A 17,535-nucleotide genomic window follows, 5' to 3' on the forward strand; every position below is an offset into this window, starting at 1 on the left:
TTGTGACGGTGTCAGACGTTGAGCAACAGGTGCTCACGCTCCCAGGGTGAGATGACCTGCAGGAATTCGTCGTATTCGGCACGTTTCACGATGGAATAGACGCGCGCGAACTCCGGTCCCAGCACCTCGTGCAATTCAGTGGCCCCTTCGAAGAGGTCGAGCGCGGAGCCAAGTACACGCGGGATATCCCCTTCTCCATCATAGGCATCGCCCTTGAACTCGTCGCGGGGGTACTGGCCCTGGACAAGACCCAGATAGCCGCAGGCCAGGCTCGCCGCGATGCCCAGATAGGGGTTGCAATCCATGCCCGCAAGCCGGTTTTCCACCCGCCGCGCATCGGGATCAGACAGCGGAATGCGAATGCCTGTGGTGCGGTTGTCACGCCCCCAGTGCAGGTTGATGGGGGCAGCCTGATCTTTCACATAGCGCCGGTAGCTGTTCACATAGGGCGCGATCACCGCGAGCGCCGCTGGCATGTGGTTCTGCAGCCCAGCAATGAAATGCAAAAACGCATCTGTTTCCGCGCCCGAGGCGTCGGAGAAGAGGTTCTGCCCGTTGGACGTCTCAAGCACCGAGTGGTGAATATGCATGGCACTGCCGGGTTCATCCGCAATCGGTTTGGCCATGAAGGTGGCAAAGCAGTCGTGCCGCAGGGCCGCCTCGCGGATCAGCCGTTTGAAGTAGAAAACCTCATCCGCCAGTTTCACCGGATCGCCGTGGCGCAGGTTGATCTCCAACTGGCCTGCGCCGCCTTCCTGCGTGATGCCGTCGATCTCGAAACCCTGTGCCTCGGCGAAATCATAAATGTCGTCGATCACCGGGCCAAACTCATCCACCGCAGTCATCGAATAAGCCTGGCGGGCGGCAGCGGGCCGGCCCGACCGGCCCATCATCGGCTTGATGTCATGCGCCGGGTCGAGGTTCCGCGCGACCAGAAAAAACTCCATCTCGGGGGCGACTACCGGCTCCCAGCCCTTGTCTCGATAGAGTTGGCACACTCGTTTGAGCACATTGCGCGGGCTGAATGGGACGGGGTTGTCCGCCCGGTCATAGGCATCGTGGATTACCTGCAACGTCCAGTCACCGGTCCACGGCGCGGCGGAGGCTGTGCTCATATCGGGCTTCAGGATCATGTCCTTCTCGATGAACCCGTCCTCTCCCGCAGCTTCCCCCCAGTCACCGGTGATGGTCTGGTAAAAGATGCTGTCGGGCAGGTGAAAGAAATCCTGCCGCGCGAATTTGGACGCGGGCACCGCCTTGCCCCGCGCAATGCCGGGCAGATCGGAAATGATACATTCCACTTCATCCAGCCGCCGCCCTTCCAGATAGGTCTGCGCCGCTGCCGGGAGTGTATGTGTCCAATCGGCCATCAGGCCCTCGCTTTCTTGAAAAAATCAGCCATGGTCTGCGCGACAGCCATGCGGTCCGTTGGGGTGTCCAAATCCGCACTGGCCCGGTGCAGCAGCGCATTCGGGACGACCCCTTGTCCGCGGGTCTTGATCAGACCATCGATGAAATCCGATCCGTATTCGGGGTGCGGTTGGATGGTCCACATCTGGTCACCATAGAGCAGTGCCGCGTTCTCGCAAAAATCGTTACGACCGATCACCTCGGCCATATCCGGCTTCTCTACCACCTGATCCTGATGCCAGGCGTTGACGCTGACCGTTTCCCCATCCATCTGGTATTCGGTGCGCCCAACCGCCCAACCGCCAGCGAATTTCTCGACCCGCCCGCCCATGGCCTGTGCGATGATCTGATGTCCGAAGCATACACCGATCATCGGGCGTTTGGCGGCGTAAGCGGCGCGGATGAAATCCTCCAGCGGCGGTATCCAGGCGTGGTCTTCATAAGCGCCATGTTTGGACCCGGTGATCAGCCAGCCATCGGCCTCTTCGACGCTGTCCGGAAAGATGCCGTCGACAACAGACCAGCCCTGGAAGGTGAAGCCGTGCCCGTCCAGCAGCCGCGCAAAATACTGGTCGTAAAGCCCGCCCGCCATCAGGGTGTCAGGAGGGTGTCCGGTGATCAATATGCCGATCTTCATGAGGTTCTCATACTGTGTCGAGGTAGATTGTAACCTGCTCTGCCGGTGTCAATTCCTGCATGTAGTGCAACTCCTGCCGTTTGGTCAGCACAAGGTTCCGGATCAGGTCGGGCGCAAAAATGCGGGCAATCTCGGCATCTGCTTCAAAGGCGTCGATGGCGGATTTCCAGTCGCCGGGGATCTGAGGCAGATCCGCGGCATAGGCGTTGCCGGTGATCGGCTGTGGCGGCTCCTTGGCATCTTCGATCCCATTGATCGCCGCGCCCAGAACGGCGGCCAGCATCAGATAGGGGTTCACATCCCCGCCCGCGACACGGTGCTCAATACGGCGCGCGGCGGGGGGGCCTGATGGGATGCGAATGGCGGAGGTGCGGTTTTCATAGGCCCAGCTGATGCCCGTGGGTGCGTGTGATCCCGGCACCATCCGGTCGAAACTGTTGGCATGTGGCGCAAAGATCAGTGCCGATCCCGGCATGGCGTTGAGACACCCCGCCACCGCGTGGCGCAACACATCCGTGCCGTCGTCACCACCGTTGTCAAAGACGTTATTGCCCTCTGCATCCAGCACCGAGAAATGCATGTGCAGCCCGGAGCCGGAGTAATCCGCATAGGGTTTGGCCATGAAACTGGCAGCAAACCCGTGCCGCCGCGCCAGCCCCTTGACCAGCATCTTGAAGAGCCAGGCATCATCCGCCGCGCGCAACGCGTCATCACAATGCATCAGGTTGATCTCGAACTGTCCCAGCCCGGCTTCGGAAATCGCGGTGTCTGCGGGAATGTCCATCTCTTCGCAGGCGTCATAGAGATCGGTGAAGAAGGTATCGAATTGATCCAGCGCGCGCAGCGACAGGATTTCACCGGCGACGCGCCGTTTCCCCGACCGGGGGGAGGGCGGTACCTGCAGCTTGCGGCCCGAGTCGTCGATCAGAAAAAACTCCAGTTCGACCGCGCACACCGGTGTGAGCCCGCGCGCCTTGTATCGGTCCAGCACCGCGCGCAAAGCATGGCGCGGATCACCATCGTAGGGGCGCCCGTCTTCGTGAAACATCCAGATCGGCAGCAGGGCCGTTGGCGCATCCAGCCAGGGCATCGGCATGAAACCACGCTCGGTTGGTTTCAAAACGCCGTCCTTGTCGCCGCTTTCGAACACGAGGGGGCTGTCGTCGATGTCCTCGCCCCAGATGTCGAGGTTCAGCACTGACATCGGAAACCGGGTGCCGCCTTCGACGGCTTTATCTGCATAGCGCGAAGGGATGCGCTTGCCCCGCGCCTGTCCGTTCAAATCTGCCGCGGCCACACGGATGGTGCGGACCTGAGGATTTTTGCGGAGCCAATTCTTCATATGTCACCGATGCGGTGGGCTGGTGAGAGGCCAAAGACCTATCGCATGGCCAGCGCCACAAATAATTTGATCAAATTCAGGGATACTACCGGATCAGGTTCGGGCGCAACCTGATTTTGCGGCGCATGTTTTGCGGCAAATGGCGGTTCAGGCGGGCGTTGACCAGCCCAAAGGTGCCGATCACGACCAGCGTCAGAAGGATGAAATAGAACGCCAGAATGGGGTAGGGAATAAAGGGATTGAAGGTCTTGTCCGCAAAATAGCTGGCGTAATAGAGCGCATCGCCCCGTTGCTGCCAGGCCGGAAAGCCGGAGAAAAAGACCAGCGCCGTGGCATGGAAGAGAAAGATCGCCTCATTGGTATAGGCGGGCCAGGCGAGCCGCAGCATGGTCGGCCAGATCACCCGTTTGAACCGCGACCATCCGGACATGCCGTAAGCGTCGGCGGCCTCGATATCGCCCTTGGGGATGGACAGCAGCGCGCCATAGAAAATCTCGCCGGAATAGGCGGCCGTATTGAAAAAGAGCACAATCAGCGCCCCCAACCACGCAGCGGTGAAAGGGTCAAAGAAGGGCGAGACGGATTTCAGGTTGAGAAACAGGAAGTATGCGAAAAAGAACTGGATAAACAGGGGTGAGCCGCGAAAGAGGAAGATGAACCATTCCGCAGGTTTGCGGAAGATGGCGCTGGAGGAGGCCTTGCCCATGGCCAGTGCGGTCGCAAGGAAAAAGCCCATCATGAGTGCGAAAAGCCCAAAGTAGATGTTCCAGATCATGCCTGACCCGATCAGCGTGAACTGCTGACACAGCGTGAAATCGTCACGTGGCAAAAGGCGTTCGCCGATCCCGATGGCGCGCAGACCGTAGTCTTGTATCGTAGCCCAGCAGCTCACGCGGTGGCCTTCCGCTGTGCTTCGCCACCCGCCGTGGCCTGACCATGGGTCAGACGTGCCATGATCCGCGCAAGCACGATTTCCGAGACCCGCGTAAAGGCGAGATAAAAGACCAGCAATGCGAGGAAATACCACATCCGCCAATCCCCATGCGGATAGTCGGTGAAACGTGGTGTCTTGGTCCCGCCCAACTCACGCGCCCAGTAGACGATGTCTTCGACACCCAAAAGGAACAGCAGCGGCGTGGCTTTGATTAAAACCATCCATAGATTGCTGAGACCGGGCAGGGCATAGACCCACATCTGCGGCACCAGCACGCGCCAGTAGGTCTGGCGGCGGGTCATGCCGTAGGCTTCTGCCGTTTCCAGTTGTGCATGGGGCACCGCGCGCATGGCACCAAAGAGGACATTGGCAGCAAAAGCACCATAGACGATGGCAAACGTCAGGATCGCGATCGAAAACCCATAGGTTTCATGCACCCACTGCGGCGCGTTGCCCAGCGGCATTTTCGCGGCCTGACAGACAACAAAGTCGTTGCCTTGCCAGATGGGTTGGGACCAGTCAGGGCATTTCACCTTATGCCGCAGGTATTCGATGATCTGATCCAGCGCGATGACGAAAAAGAGGAAAAAGGCAATCTCCGGCACGCCCCGGACGATGGAAATATAGGTCTGCCCAAGCCACCGCAGGGGCGCAAAGTGCGAGCGCGCGGCAGAGGCGCCGCCAAAGCCAAAGAGCAATGCAATCGGGGCGGTGATCGCCAACAGGGTCAATACCGTCAGCACGGACCAGTAAATGGACATGTGCTTGCCCGTGGTCAGGTAACACGCCATCCACTGCCAATCGGGCAAGGTGCTGGGATCTGTGCAAAAACTAAAAATGGCGGCCTCTTAAATATGAGGGGGCGGCACACGGCCGCCCCTTCTGGTCGATCAGAACTGTCCGGAAATTTCCCATTTTGCGAGCAATTCGTTCAGGGAGCCGTCTTCCTTCATCGAGGCAATGGCGGCGTTGAACTTCTCTTTCAATTCCGTGTCGCTTTCACGCAGACCCAGGCCAATCCCGCCACCGAGCAGCTCTTCCTGCTCCAACATGATCAGGTCAGCATCGGCGTCTGCAATCGGTGTCAGGAAGGCCTTATCGGCCAGCACGGCGTCAGCCTCGCCATTCTTGACCGCGGCGATGGTTTCTTCTGGCGTTGCGAATTCCACCAATGTGGCGCTGCCTTCCGCGATGAAGGCGGCCTGGATGGTGTTGGTCTGCGCCGCCAGAACGCCGGACTCGAGGTCTGCGTCCTCGGACATCGCGATGTAGCCCGATGGGTCAGGCAGCGTGTAGTTCTGAGTGAAATCAATCACTTCATCGCGCTCGTCGGTGATGGACATGCCCGCGATGATCACATCGTAGTTGCCGGACACCAGGTTGGGGATGATGCTGTCCCACTCGTTGGTGACCCATTCGCAGGTCAGCTCGGCGCGCGCGCAAAGCTCGTCGCCCAACTCGCGCTCGAACCCCGCAACTTCGCCCGCATCATTGAGGAAGTTGTAGGGAGGGTAGGCGCCCTCGGTGCCCATGCGAATGGTTTTCGCGTGGCCGTCTGCCAGCGCCATTCCTGCTGTCAGGGCAAGTGCTGCGGATGTCAGAATAAGTGTTTTCATGGTGTTTCTCCCGTTATTTTTATTTGGGTTACGCTGCGTGGGTTGCCGAAAGGAAACCGCGCAATCGTTCGGATTTGGGCGCACCAAAGAGTGTCTCTGGCGGCCCCTGTTCTTCGATCAGACCGGCATGCAGAAAGACCACATGGTCAGACACATCCGCGGCCAGTTTCATATCATGTGTCACAATCATCATGGTGCGTCCTTCGGATGCAAGATCCTTGATCACCCTGACCACTTCCTGTTCCAGCTCTGGATCGAGGGCGGAGGTGGGTTCATCAAACAGCAAGGCTTCGGGCTCCATGCAAAGCCCCCGCGCGATGGCGGCGCGCTGCTGTTGCCCGCCGGACAATTGAGCGGGATAGACATCGCATTTGTCGCCAATGCCCACTTTATCGAGATACATGCGCGCCGCGTGTTCGACCTCGTCCCGGTCCCGTCTAAGCACTGTCAGTGGTGCTTCCATGACGTTTTGCAGGATGGACATATGCGCCCACAGATTGAATTGCTGAAACACCATTGACAGGTTTGTGCGAATGCGCAGGACCTGATCCGCGTCCGCCGGGCGCCGGTTGTGACCTTCGCCTTTCCACGCGACCGGCTCTCCCTTGAATATGATCTCGCCTTGCTGGCTGTCCTCGAGAAGGTTGCAGCACCGCAGCAGCGTCGATTTTCCGGACCCGGAGGACCCGATCAGGGAAACCACATGACCCTTTGGCGCCGTGATGCTCACGCCTTTGAGCACTTCGAGCGCCCCATAGGCTTTGTGCAGGTTTTTGATTTCGATAACCGGTGGTTGAGTGGACAAGGGGCACGTTCTCATTGTTGATTCAAGGCGGTATAAGGGGTCAAAAATACTGCATTTGCAATGTTGAAAGCGGGGAAACGGGGTTTCCGAAGGATAACTTTCGCAGAATCCGCGGTATCGGCGGCAATTCAAGCAGGCGGAAGCGGTTCAGCCAGATAAGTGCTGGCCGGAATCGCGACCAGGCCTTTAAGGAGCAGCCTGGCCCGATCCCGCGCGTTCAATTCCTGGATCGCCCGGGTGATGGCCTCGAACATCGTCTGCGTATCCGCGCCCTTCGATGTAATGAAAGGCAGACCCGGTGTCGGTCGTGTCGACGCCAGGACGCGCAGTTCCTTTGCCATCGGCATTTCACGTTTGATCAACGTCCAGGTCACTGCGTCGAGGGATGCGATGTCAGCCTGTCCTGCGTGCACGGCCTGCGCCGATCTTGCATGGCCGCCGGTGTCGATGGTGTTGCCCGCAAAGCTGAAGCCAAAACCGTTTTCGCTCACGTGCCCCTCGACGGCCGCCCAACCTGATTGAGACCGGACATCATTGCGCGCAAGCGTCGCGCCCGCGAATGAGGCCAGGTCGCGCCGCGGGTCACCTTTGCGCACGACAAAGTAGGATTTGTAGTACCCCGGGGGACATCCCCGGACGCCATAATCAGGCGTTCCCACCAGTGCAACGCGACCATGCAGCTCGCTTCGGTAGGGCAGTCCACAGGTTTGCGAGAGGATAAGATCCGGCGCGTCCCAGGTATCGTGAGGATCGGTCTCGCGATCCAGTTCCAAGGGCCCCCTTCCAAGGTGTTTGCGGATCAATGCCCAAAGCCTGTCGTTCGCGGAGCGTGTCGTGCCGGTGTCGTACATCGGCAGGCTGGCAGTCATGCCTCGTCGTCGACAGCCTGGCGCGCCAGGGCGGAATCGCGGTCGCTGATGCCCAGGAAATTCGTGACCATGCGCACAAGCGCGTCTTCTTCCTGCGCGCGCGATCCGTCCGCCAGAACAACCTGCCAAAGCGCCTGTACCACGGCACGGCGTTGCTCGTAGGGCACCGCATCCTTGATCGCGCGGGTAAAGCGCACAGTGTCCGGCGCCTCGGATTCCAGCACCTCAGCCTCCGCGCGCAGGGCGGCGGTCGCTCCTGGCCCCAACCCGTAACGGCGCGCGTTGATCTGGTCGATGCGCTCCATTTCCCGGTCGCTGTAATCATTGTCAGAACGCGCGATACGCACCAGCAACGCGGTAAGGGCCAGGCGCGCGTCTTCATCGGGAAGCACATCGGGTTCCGGCTGTGTCAATCGTCTTATGAAATCACCAAACATGAGCGCGATATAATCAGGATTTTCCCAACTGCCAATATCAGTCGGGTCTGAGCGCGTTTTTTCGGGCGGCGGCGATGTCCTCATCCGTCAGCCCAAGCGCCGTTTCGATGGCCAGCAACTGGACTTCTTCATCTCCGTCCCGTTCACCATCGGCCAGGGCAACGGACCACATGGCATCGGCCAGGGCCCTGCGGTCGTCATAGGCCACCTCATCACGCAGGATCTGCGCAAATTCCGGCGTGCCGGGCGCGTGCCGCTCAAGGGCTTCGCAGGTCGCGCGCAACTTGGCGGCTTCCAGCGGTTTGAGGTCAAAGGTGGCGGCGAGTATCCGGTCAATCTGGCCCACCTCGGAGGCTTGGTAATTGCGATCCGCCATCGCCACGCGCACCAACAGCGCACCAAGCGCAAGCTGAGCATTGGGCTGCGGCAGGGGTTTCGGGTCAGGAGTCTTTCGGGGGAAAAGTTTTTCAAACATAGGAGGTTAGCTGAGTTCCGGTGTCTTTTCAAAGCGGACATTGTCAAGGGCGATCCCCTGTGGATCGGTGTTCGTGATCAGCACGCCAGCGATATCGGCTTCTCCCGTCGCGCGGATGAAACCAAAGGCATGCTCGCCTGCTGGCGGCAAGTCCATACGCATGATGACGACGCCATCGCGGCGGTAAAAAACCACCACGACGGCCCCTTCTTCGCCACCGCGAATTTGAAAGGACAGGGCCGACTGATCGTCGTCGAACAAGAAGGCCATCGCCCCCTCGCCCTGGGCATGGCGTTTGGGATACCCCGCCACGCCGTATCCGTTCAGCACGTTGTTGCCTTGCAAAAACACGACTGACAGATTCTGCCCGTCTTCTCCGGGCATGATCGTCAGAGGCGAGAGTGCCTCGCCAAGTATCTTATCATGATCGCCTTCTGACACGGTGACCTGTCCGGCAAATCGTTCGCCAAAGACGGCGCCCTCCAGAACCAGCAGATCCTTGACCTGATGTCCGGGCCCCTGGCTTGACTGCGTGTCCTCGAAGGTGATGACGCGGGTCAATTGCAGCACTTCAGGATCGACAAGGCACACGGGCGCCTCGCAGGCCAGCGCCGCACGGCCAAACAGGACAAAGAACAGGATCATCATCGCGCGCATCTGGGCACCTTGGCACGCAATATGCGCGCTGCCTAGTCGGGATTTTCGTGCGGGAACGGCTTAGCGCGCGAGTGTTGCAAAACACTCCGACAGCCTTTGCGCTTCGGTGTCCAGCCCATAAGGTGGGTTGAGCACAAAAAATCCCGAACCCGTCATTCCGTGGCCAGGGCGTGCCGGGGGGAAATGCACCTCATGGCGCAGTGCTTGCGGATGCTGCGCTTGCAGGGTGTGTAGCATCGGATGGTGTGCCTGCGACTTCAGGATCGGGTACCACAGGCAGATCACGCCAACATTCCAGGCGCGGGTGATCTGAGCGATGTGTCTGGGGATCCCGGTGTAGTCGTTCTTGATCTCATAGCTTGGGTCAATCAGCAGCACACCCCGCCGTGGTGTGGGGGGGCACAGTGAATGTGCAAGCTCGAAGCCGTCCATCAGGTGGCATTTCGCGGCGAAGGCGGACATCGCAAAATCGAGCGTTGCATGCTCCTGAGGATGTAATTCGGCAAGATGGATCGCATCGCCGGGTCGGAGCATCTGTGCCGCGATTTGCGGTGACCCGGGATAGCTGCGGGCGCCATGGGCTGCGCGCGTTCGCGCCAATACTTCGGCATAAGGATGGTCGGCGGGGAACCACGCCGCTACCTTGTCGATGCCCTGCGCCGCCTCGCCGGTTTTCAATGCCGAGGGATCGTCCAGATCATAAAGCGCCCGTCCCGCATGGGTCTCGATGTAGCTGAGCGGCTTATCTTTCCGGGTCATATAGGCCAGGATCCACGCCAGCAGCCCGTGTTTATGAACGTCCGCAAGGTTCCCGGCGTGATAGATATGTTGGTAGCTGAGCATTCTGCGACGTGTACCGGACCCATCCCGCGACGCAACGCGAAAACGTCTCGCCTGGATCAAGCTTTGCACAAGTGGAGGTCGGCGAGCATGGGCCGTTTAGGCCCTGTATGCTGTCATGCCCGCTGAAAACGCCGCGTGGTCACCAGGGCCGCCAATCCGAACAGAGCAAAGAGGAAAGACGGGCTCAACGGCACCACCTCGATCGGGTTCAAGCTTCCCGGAACGATCGCAAATTCGGCCTCATAGCCGAAGAAATCGCAATATCCCGCGGGCAAAGAGGCGGCAAGTGGATCGCTCAAGCTACACCCGCCTGGTAGGAAGCTGCCCGCCGCACCGAAGAAGGCAACGCTTTCCGCGACAAGATCAAAGCGTATGTTGATGTCGCCCAGACCGTCGAAAACATCCACGATGATCGGCTCATCGTTCGAATCAACCTGTTCGAAACCTTCGGAAAATGAGGGGCACGCGAACATTCCTCCAAAGGAACAAGACGCTACACCATCGTCTGACAGGTCAACATCGACTTCCAGAATGCTGCCGCTGGTCAATCCGGCAAAGGGGGATAATGGGCCGCGCAGGGTTGCAGGCACTTCAAAGCCAACCGGGAAGCATGAACTGTCACCGGCATCGCATACTTCGGCGTCGGGCGTGTGCAATTCGGTAAGGCTGTCGCCAAGGAACTCGGCTTCAAACCCAAGCGTTGTCGCCGATGCGGTTGAGCCAAAAGTCGCGGCAGCAAAAATCAATATGGCCTGAAATCTCATCCAAAAATTCCCTTACATTAACCATGATTAACGAAGCTCACGTTATGCGCGAAAACAAACGCGGCAAAGCCGCCTTTTTTTGTCGGAGGGAAATTTGGGCTGGAAACCGCAGATCGGCGCGCAAGGGCGGCAGATTTCTGCGAAATCCCGTCTGATACGTGTCCGGGCTTGACGAGCAAAAAGGCTCAGACTAGGCGCGAGACTTCCTTGGCCGCGCGGATGAAATCCTTGAACAGCGGATGTGGATCAAAGGGCTTGGATTTCAGCTCGGGGTGGAATTGTACGCCGATAAACCAAGGGTGATCCGGCCATTCGACAATCTCCGGCAGCTTGCCATCAGGCGACATGCCGGAAAAGCTCAGACCCGCGTCTTCCAACTGTTTGCGGTACTTGATGTCCACCTCATAACGGTGCCGGTGGCGTTCGTCGATTGTGGTCGTGCCGTAGACCTCTGCCACCTTTGACCCGGCACTCAGTGTGGCGTCATAGGCGCCCAATCGCATCGTACCGCCCTTGTCGTCTTCGACCTTGCGGGACACTTTCGCGTTGCCCTGGACCCATTCCTTTAGGTGGTAGACCACAGGTTCAAAACGTTTCTTCCCGGATTCGTGGTCGAATTCTTCGGAGCCCGCGCTGATGATACCGGCCACATTGCGCGCCGCCTCCAACACCGCCAACTGCATGCCCAGACAGATGCCCATGTAGGGCACTTTGCGAGTACGTGCGAATTCGGCGGCCTTGATCATGCCCTCCGTGCCACGCTCGCCAAAGCCACCGGGCACAAGGATGGCGTGCAGCCCCTCAAGATGAGCGGCAGGATCCTCACGCTCGAAAAGCTCCGCGTCGACCCATTCAACCCGGACTTTCACACGGTTGGCCATGCCACCATGGGTCAGCGCCTCGACGATGGATTTATAGGCGTCTTCGAGCTGAGTATATTTTCCGACAATCGCGACCCGGACCTCGCCTTCCGGATGATGGACCCGGTCCGAGACATCACGCCAGACACTGAGATCCGGTTTCGGGGCAGGGGAGATGTCGAAAGCATCAAGGACAGCCTGATCCAAGCCCTGTTCATGATAGGCAAGCGGTGCGTCGTAGATGGTTTTGAGATCATACGCGGCCACAACAGCCTCTTTGCGCACATTACAAAACAGCGCGATTTTTTCGCGTTCCTTTTCGGGAATGGGCTGTTCGGAGCGGCAGACCAGAATATCCGGCGCGATCCCGATGCTTTGCAGCTCCTTGACCGAGTGCTGGGTTGGTTTTGTCTTCAATTCGCCTGAGGCGGCAAGATAGGGCAGCAGGGTCAAATGCATGAAAATGCACTGGCCACGCGGCTTGTCATGGGCGTATTGGCGGATGGCCTCGAAGAAGGGCAGGCCCTCGATGTCCCCAACCGTGCCCCCGATCTCGCACAGCATGAAATCCACCTCATCGCCGCCCACATCGAGGAACGCTTTGATCTCATTGGTCACATGGGGGATCACCTGAATGGTTTTGCCCAGATAGTCGCCGCGCCGTTCTTTTTCGAGGACGGTGGAGTAGATGCGGCCCGAAGAGACGGAATCAGTATTGCGTGCGGACACGCCGGTGAACCGCTCGTAGTGGCCAAGATCAAGGTCGGTTTCTGCGCCATCATCGGTGACAAACACCTCGCCGTGTTCAAAGGGCGACATCGTGCCGGGGTCAACGTTCAAATAGGGATCAAGCTTGCGCAACCGCACCGAAAATCCACGGGCCTGCAGCAGCGCGCCCAAGGCGGCGGAGGACAACCCCTTGCCAAGCGAAGACACCACACCACCGGTGATAAAGATATAACGTGCCATGGTCTGATATGCTCCCGTGCATCTTTGCGGTGTGTGAAAGGCCGCTCAAATAGACCGCGATATTCGCAGTTCCACGGGACTTAAGCCTAACAGGATTCGGTGTGCAAAGGCAAGACGTACCGCAACATGATGTTGCAAAACATCTCGCGTCCGCAAGGGGTTGTAGTTAGAGGTTAATCTGCTGTCGGAACAAGCGGTGCGTTGTCGCCCGGTGTCGGCGGCAAGAGCAGGTCGCTTTCCGGAACCGCAGGCGTTGCAGGTTCATTCAGGGCGGGGGGCGTGACGCCCAGCCGATCCACAACCGAGCTGCCAGAGGCGTTTTCGGCGGCGAAAATGGTCAATGTGATTGATGTGCAGATAAACGCGATGGCCAGAAGCCATGTCAGTTTGCCCAGAGCCGTCGCCGCCGCGCGCCCGGACACGGCACCGCCACCGCCGCCCATCCCCAGGCCACCGCCTTCGGACCGCTGCATCAGCACAACAGCGATCAGGCTCAGCGCCAGAATAAGGTGGACGATCAGGATGACGTTTTCCATTAAGGACCTGCGGGTTTGATTTGGCTTTGGGGGTATCTAGGCAAGTTTGCCCCGGCTCGCAAGGGAGGAAAGCCGCTAATCCGTTGGGGTTTTCACAAGTCAAGACCGCCGCCAGTCGATTTGTCCGGGCGACGGTCTGTCGAAGCTACTCTCTCTCGCGCGCAGACTAAGAGGGTTATCCTGGAATTGAGGCGCTGAAGACTCACTTCATACAAAATGCATAGCACGATTTGCGCTAGAAATCGCCCTCAAAATACAACCTGTGGATAAGTGCGGCAGAGAACCGCTGGACAAGTCATTCACCGGCCCGCAATGATATACGCATGCCCCATGATGACCCTGATCACCCCCATAGCCTCCTGCCGCCTGATCCCGCCCTGCGCATCAAGGCACTTGAAACAATCCTGACCCGAAAGGGGCTGATTGATCCGGCGGCGCTGGATGAGATCATCGATACCTATGAAAACAAGATCGGCCCACGCAACGGCGCCCATGTGGTGGCGCGTGCTTGGTTGGACCCTGCGTTCAAGGCGCGGTTGCTGGAGGATGCCACGGCTGTGGTCTCCGAGCTTGGCTATTACGGACGACAGGGCGAACACATGGTGGCGGTCGAGAACACCGACGACATCCACAATATGGTCGTTTGCACGCTGTGCAGCTGTTATCCGTGGCCGCTGTTGGGCATCCCGCCGGGCTGGTACAAATCAGACGCCTACCGCGCCCGGACGGTCCGGGAACCACGGGCCGTTCTGGCGGATTTTGGCGTGATCTTGCCAGAAAAAACGGCGGTGCGCGTCTGGGATTCGACGGCAGAAATTCGATATCTGGTGATCCCGCAACGCCCCGTCGGCACCGAGGATATGCACGAGGCCGAGTTGATGGCGCTTGTCACGCGCGACAGCATGATCGGCACCGGGTTGGCGCTGGACCCACAGGCCTCGGAGGCCAAAGCATGACACGCCCGCATGATATGGGTGGCCGCTATGGGGACGGCCCGGTGATCCCGGAAGCCGAGGGTGAGGTATTTCATGCAGATTGGCACGCGCGCGCGCTGTCTGTTACGCTGGCGGCCGCCGCCCATGGGGCATGGAACATCGACGTGTCTCGGCATGCTCGTGAAAAACTGGCCCCGATGGACTATGCGCGCTTTTCCTATTACGAAAAATGGATGGCCGGGCTCGCAGATCTTTTGGTTGAGGCGGGTATAGTCACTGCCGCCGAACTGGCGGCAGGAGATGCGGCACCCCAACCACCGGCGGATAAAATGTTAACCCAGGAAAACGTGCCTGCTGTTCTGGCGCGCGGCGGGCCGGCGGATCGACCAAGCAGCGTCGGGCCTGCTTTCAAACCTGGTGACGTGGTGCGTACCCGCCAGATCGCGGCGAATATGCTTGTCGATGGCGGCCACACCCGTTTGCCGCAATATGCCGCGGGGGCCACTGGCCGCGTGGTCCGCTATCACGGTACCCATGTTCTGCCCGACAGTTCCGCGCACCGGTTAGGAGACGCCCCGGAGCCGCTTTACGCCGTGGCCTTTGCGGCGTCGGAATTATGGTCACATCCGGAAAACCCTGCCGATGAGGTGATCCTTGATCTTTGGCAATCCTATCTGGCTCCGGCATGACGAGCGCGCCGGAGCCCAAGTTTTCCGAGCCGTGGCACGCCCAGGTTTTCGCCTTGACGGTGGTTCTGAACGAGGCCGGTCACTTTGACTGGCCCGATTGGGCCACCCGATTTGGTGCCACCCTGAAACGACACGGTCTGGACAAGGAACTCGACGGTGGTGACGATTATTTCATCGCTTGGCTGGAAACGCTTGAGCACTACCTGGCGAGCATGGGCATGGCGGAAACGCAGGATGTTCTGACGGCCAAGGCCGCGTGGGAAGCCGCCTACCTCAGCACACCGCATGGCGCGCCGGTTCGGCTTGCAGATTAGCCTTTCGGCCGTGCGGTGAGCCCGGCTTTGTTCAGAAACCGTCGCCATGCGCCCTTTTGTGGGAACCGAGGCAATCGCAAACGTGGCTTGCCTGCGAGACGATCAAATTCGTGCATGTCTATGACCCGCTCGGCGCAGCCACATCCTTCACCCAGACCAACCTTGGCATAGTAGAACTTTTGAAAGTCTTCAGGTTTGTCCGGCGTGTTTCGCATATGTCGTCTCCTCGCCTGAAATCTAGTCTGTGACGCAGCACTTGGCCATGATCGATTGAACAAATGAGTTTAAAGACCGCTATTCATCGACATCATCCACATCTGACTGCCCTGACAGTGCCCGCCTGACATGGCTCCAGCTCAGGCCGATCCCCAGCACAAAAGACAGTGCAAAGACACCAAGCCAGACCTGGAAGCTTGAATTATCCAACTGCAGAATGCCCAGATCGTAGAGCACCCAGATCAGGGCACCGACAATGGCAAGCACCAGCACCATGCCTCCAGCGCCGATGGAGCGCAGAGTCGCGCGCAAATAAATGATGTACCCGACGGTCAGGATCAGGGCGAGCAGCACCGCAATCGACAGGTTCATGGCCCCGTAGTCACGAGCCCAGTTGATGTAATTGTATTGCGTCGGGTTGAACGTCAGCGCCAACAGCGCAAAGGCAAAAAACCACCGCGTTAGAAATCCCATGATCCATTGCTCCCGGCTTTTGATCGGTTTGGCGGAAAATACCCGCGTGGCGGCTGGAATGTCTATGGCGGTCGAGATCCGAACTTACGGCAGGCGGCAGGCTCTTTTCGGGTTTCGCCCGTCGCGCCGCGCGGCTATACCGGCGCGGGTTTGAAGCACAGAAAAGAAGGACCAGCCATGGCAAATGTTGTCGTTGTCGGCGCTCAATGGGGCGATGAGGGAAAAGGCAAGATCGTGGACTGGCTCTCTGAGCGGGCGGATGTGATCGCGCGGTTTCAGGGCGGGCACAACGCCGGGCATACGCTGGTGATTGACGGGGAGGTCTTCAAGCTGAGCCTGCTGCCATCCGGGATCGTGCGCGGCGGCAAGCTGAGCGTGATCGGCAACGGAGTGGTTCTGGACCCGTGGCACCTGGACAGCGAGATCAAGGGGTTGCGCAACCAAGGTGTTGAAATCACGCCTGAAACGCTGATGATTGCGGAAAATACCCCGCTCATTTTACCGATCCACGGGGAGCTGGACCGCGCCCGTGAGGCGCAGAATTCCGTTGCCAAAATCGGCACAACCGGGCGCGGGATTGGCCCCGCTTATGAAGATAAAGTGGGCCGCCGCTCTGTGCGTGTGGCTGATTTGGCGGATGAGGCGACGCTGGAATTGCGGGTCGACCGTGCGCTGGTGCATCATGACGCGCTGCGCCGCGGGTTGGGGCTAGAGGCTGTCGACCGCGACGAATTGTTGGCAAAATTGCGAGAGATTGCACCGGTTGTGTTGGCGTACGCGGCGCCGGTGTGGAAGGTGCTGAACGAACAACGAAAGGCGGGCAAGCGTATTCTATTCGAGGGCGCGCAAGGCGCGTTGCTGGACATCGATTTCGGCACCTATCCTTTCGTGACCTCTTCCAATGTGATCGCGGGGCAGGCGGCAACGGGCACGGGCATCGGGCCGGGGTCCATCGACTTCGTGTTGGGGATCGTCAAAGCCTATACCACGCGTGTGGGCGAAGGCCCTTTCCCGGCGGAACTTGACGACGCGGACGGCCAACGGCTCGGTGAACGCGGTCACGAATTCGGAACCGTTACGGGGCGCAAGCGCCGCTGTGGCTGGTTTGACGCGGTGCTTGTGCGTCAGACCTGCGCGACCTCCGGCGTGAATGGGATCGCCTTTACCAAGCTCGACGTGCTGGATGGCTTTGACACGCTGAAAATCTGCACAGGCTATGAACTCGATGGCGAGCCGGTGGATTATCTGCCCACAGCGGCGGATCATCAGGCGCGTTGCACGCCGATCTACGAGGAAATGCCGGGTTGGCACGAATCTACTGAAGGGGCTCGCAGTTGGGCAGATCTGCCTGCCAATGCGATCAAATACGTGCGCCGGGTTGAGGAGTTGATCAATTGCCCCGTTGCCCTACTTTCCACCTCACCCGAGCGTGAGGACACGATCCTTGTGACGGACCCTTTTGCCGATTGAGAAAACCCCATGCCCGTCAGTTACAAAGCCCGCCGCCGACTGTCGCTTCTGATCCTGCTGGTGGGTCTGCCCGCCTATATCGTTGCTGCGGTGACGGTTGTGAATTGGCTGGAACGTCCATCGCTCTGGGTGGAGCTTGGTGTCTATGTCGTGCTGGGCATCGTATGGGCGCTGCCCTTCAAGTTTGTCTTCAAGGGAATTGGCCAAGCTGATCCGGATAAACCCGATGAATAGCTAGAACAGGCGTCTGAAATGCAAAAAGGCAGGCGATGAAAGCCTGCCA

At 59.2% G+C, this 17,535-nt stretch carries 22 protein-coding genes; 5 read left to right on the top strand and 17 right to left on the bottom strand.

The features are described 5' to 3' along the window. Positions 1–11: 11 nt before the first annotated feature. The 15 genes from Q1A20_RS09000 to secG all read right to left on the bottom strand — a co-directional run bounded on the left by Q1A20_RS09000 (position 12) and on the right by secG (position 13,154). Positions 12–1,370: a glutamine synthetase family protein gene (locus Q1A20_RS09000; RefSeq protein ID WP_299403053.1), complete on the bottom strand. Its 1,359-nt coding sequence runs from the start codon at positions 1,368–1,370 to the stop codon at positions 12–14. After that, positions 1,370–2,047, bottom strand: a complete 678-nt coding sequence (locus Q1A20_RS09005) for a type 1 glutamine amidotransferase (RefSeq protein ID WP_299403056.1) — start codon at positions 2,045–2,047, stop codon at positions 1,370–1,372. The genes Q1A20_RS09000 and Q1A20_RS09005 overlap by 1 nt, the downstream gene beginning before the upstream one ends. Positions 2,048–2,054: 7 nt before the next feature. Next, positions 2,055–3,389, bottom strand: a complete 1,335-nt coding sequence (locus Q1A20_RS09010; protein WP_299403058.1) for a glutamine synthetase family protein — start codon at positions 3,387–3,389, stop codon at positions 2,055–2,057. 85 nt (positions 3,390–3,474) lie between these two features. Further along, positions 3,475–4,281, bottom strand: coding sequence for an ABC transporter permease (locus Q1A20_RS09015; RefSeq protein ID WP_298973549.1), 807 nt, complete (start codon positions 4,279–4,281; stop codon positions 3,475–3,477). Next, positions 4,278–5,162 (bottom strand): ABC transporter permease, encoded by an 885-nt coding sequence (locus Q1A20_RS09020; protein ID WP_298974361.1) that lies wholly within the window; start codon positions 5,160–5,162, stop codon positions 4,278–4,280. Before Q1A20_RS09020 ends, Q1A20_RS09015 begins: the two co-directional genes overlap by 4 nt. Before the next feature lie 51 nt (positions 5,163–5,213). Continuing rightward, the gene (locus tag Q1A20_RS09025; RefSeq protein ID WP_299403061.1) at positions 5,214–5,939 is read right to left on the bottom strand and encodes a transporter substrate-binding domain-containing protein; all 726 of its coding nucleotides are present in this window, start codon (positions 5,937–5,939) and stop codon (positions 5,214–5,216) included. A 28-nt stretch (positions 5,940–5,967) separates the two neighbouring features. Then, positions 5,968–6,744 carry an ABC transporter ATP-binding protein gene (locus tag Q1A20_RS09030; protein WP_299403064.1) on the bottom strand — a complete coding sequence of 259 codons (777 nt, stop codon included), beginning with the start codon at positions 6,742–6,744 and terminating at the stop codon, positions 5,968–5,970. A 128-nt stretch (positions 6,745–6,872) separates the two neighbouring features. Next, positions 6,873–7,613, bottom strand: a complete 741-nt coding sequence (locus tag Q1A20_RS09035; protein WP_299403067.1) for a PhnD/SsuA/transferrin family substrate-binding protein — start codon at positions 7,611–7,613, stop codon at positions 6,873–6,875. Beyond that, positions 7,610–8,050 (bottom strand): TerB family tellurite resistance protein, encoded by a 441-nt coding sequence (locus Q1A20_RS09040; protein ID WP_298973541.1) that lies wholly within the window; start codon positions 8,048–8,050, stop codon positions 7,610–7,612. Before Q1A20_RS09040 ends, Q1A20_RS09035 begins: the two co-directional genes overlap by 4 nt. A 37-nt stretch (positions 8,051–8,087) precedes the next feature. Continuing rightward, the gene (locus tag Q1A20_RS09045; protein ID WP_299403070.1) at positions 8,088–8,525 is read right to left on the bottom strand and encodes a TerB family tellurite resistance protein; all 438 of its coding nucleotides are present in this window, start codon (positions 8,523–8,525) and stop codon (positions 8,088–8,090) included. Positions 8,526–8,531: 6 nt separating this feature from the next. Continuing rightward, positions 8,532–9,182, bottom strand: a complete 651-nt coding sequence (locus Q1A20_RS09050; protein ID WP_299916776.1) for a hypothetical protein — start codon at positions 9,180–9,182, stop codon at positions 8,532–8,534. Between the two features lie 60 nt (positions 9,183–9,242). Continuing rightward, positions 9,243–10,025 (bottom strand): 23S rRNA (adenine(2030)-N(6))-methyltransferase RlmJ, encoded by a 783-nt coding sequence (gene rlmJ, locus Q1A20_RS09055; protein ID WP_299403075.1) that lies wholly within the window; start codon positions 10,023–10,025, stop codon positions 9,243–9,245. Between the two features lie 113 nt (positions 10,026–10,138). Next, the gene (locus tag Q1A20_RS09060) at positions 10,139–10,789 is read right to left on the bottom strand and encodes a hypothetical protein (RefSeq protein ID WP_299403078.1); all 651 of its coding nucleotides are present in this window, start codon (positions 10,787–10,789) and stop codon (positions 10,139–10,141) included. A gap of 185 nt (positions 10,790–10,974) precedes the next feature. Next, positions 10,975–12,618 (bottom strand): CTP synthase, encoded by a 1,644-nt coding sequence (locus tag Q1A20_RS09065; RefSeq protein ID WP_299403081.1) that lies wholly within the window; start codon positions 12,616–12,618, stop codon positions 10,975–10,977. 173 nt (positions 12,619–12,791) lie between these two features. Beyond that, positions 12,792–13,154 (bottom strand): preprotein translocase subunit SecG, encoded by a 363-nt coding sequence (secG, locus tag Q1A20_RS09070; RefSeq protein ID WP_298973533.1) that lies wholly within the window; start codon positions 13,152–13,154, stop codon positions 12,792–12,794. A gap of 323 nt (positions 13,155–13,477) precedes the next feature. Here secG and nthA point away from each other — a divergent pair, with 323 nt between their 5' ends. The 3 genes from nthA to Q1A20_RS09085 are packed head-to-tail and all read left to right on the top strand — an operon-like array spanning position 13,478 to position 15,092. Next, positions 13,478–14,110 (top strand): nitrile hydratase subunit alpha, encoded by a 633-nt coding sequence (gene nthA / locus Q1A20_RS09075; protein ID WP_299403085.1) that lies wholly within the window; start codon positions 13,478–13,480, stop codon positions 14,108–14,110. Continuing rightward, entirely contained in the window at positions 14,107–14,778 is a 672-nt protein-coding gene (gene nthB, locus Q1A20_RS09080) for a nitrile hydratase subunit beta (protein WP_299403088.1), read from the top strand. The genes nthA and nthB overlap by 4 nt, the downstream gene beginning before the upstream one ends. After that, a complete protein-coding gene (locus Q1A20_RS09085) occupies positions 14,775–15,092 on the top strand; it encodes a nitrile hydratase accessory protein (RefSeq protein WP_299403091.1) in 318 nt (105 codons plus the stop codon). The genes nthB and Q1A20_RS09085 overlap by 4 nt, the downstream gene beginning before the upstream one ends. Here the strand turns inward: Q1A20_RS09085 and Q1A20_RS09090 are convergent. Next, complete coding sequence (locus Q1A20_RS09090) at positions 15,089–15,307, bottom strand: hypothetical protein (RefSeq protein ID WP_299504296.1); 219 nt, start codon at positions 15,305–15,307, stop codon at positions 15,089–15,091. The two genes, Q1A20_RS09085 and Q1A20_RS09090, sit on opposite strands and share 4 nt — an antisense overlap. A 79-nt stretch (positions 15,308–15,386) precedes the next feature. Beyond that, positions 15,387–15,782 carry a DUF6524 family protein gene (locus Q1A20_RS09095; RefSeq protein WP_299916777.1) on the bottom strand — a complete coding sequence of 132 codons (396 nt, stop codon included), beginning with the start codon at positions 15,780–15,782 and terminating at the stop codon, positions 15,387–15,389. Between the two features lie 177 nt (positions 15,783–15,959). On the opposite strand from Q1A20_RS09095, the gene Q1A20_RS09100 reads away from it, so the two are divergent. Beyond that, the gene (locus Q1A20_RS09100) at positions 15,960–17,252 is read left to right on the top strand and encodes an adenylosuccinate synthase (RefSeq protein ID WP_299403100.1); all 1,293 of its coding nucleotides are present in this window, start codon (positions 15,960–15,962) and stop codon (positions 17,250–17,252) included. Positions 17,253–17,261: 9 nt separating this feature from the next. Further along, entirely contained in the window at positions 17,262–17,486 is a 225-nt protein-coding gene (locus Q1A20_RS09105; protein WP_299403103.1) for a DUF2842 domain-containing protein, read from the top strand. Positions 17,487–17,535 lie beyond the last annotated feature (49 nt).

It is taken from the genome of uncultured Roseobacter sp., from assembly GCF_947501835.1.
Classification (GTDB): domain Bacteria; phylum Pseudomonadota; class Alphaproteobacteria; order Rhodobacterales; family Rhodobacteraceae; genus Roseobacter.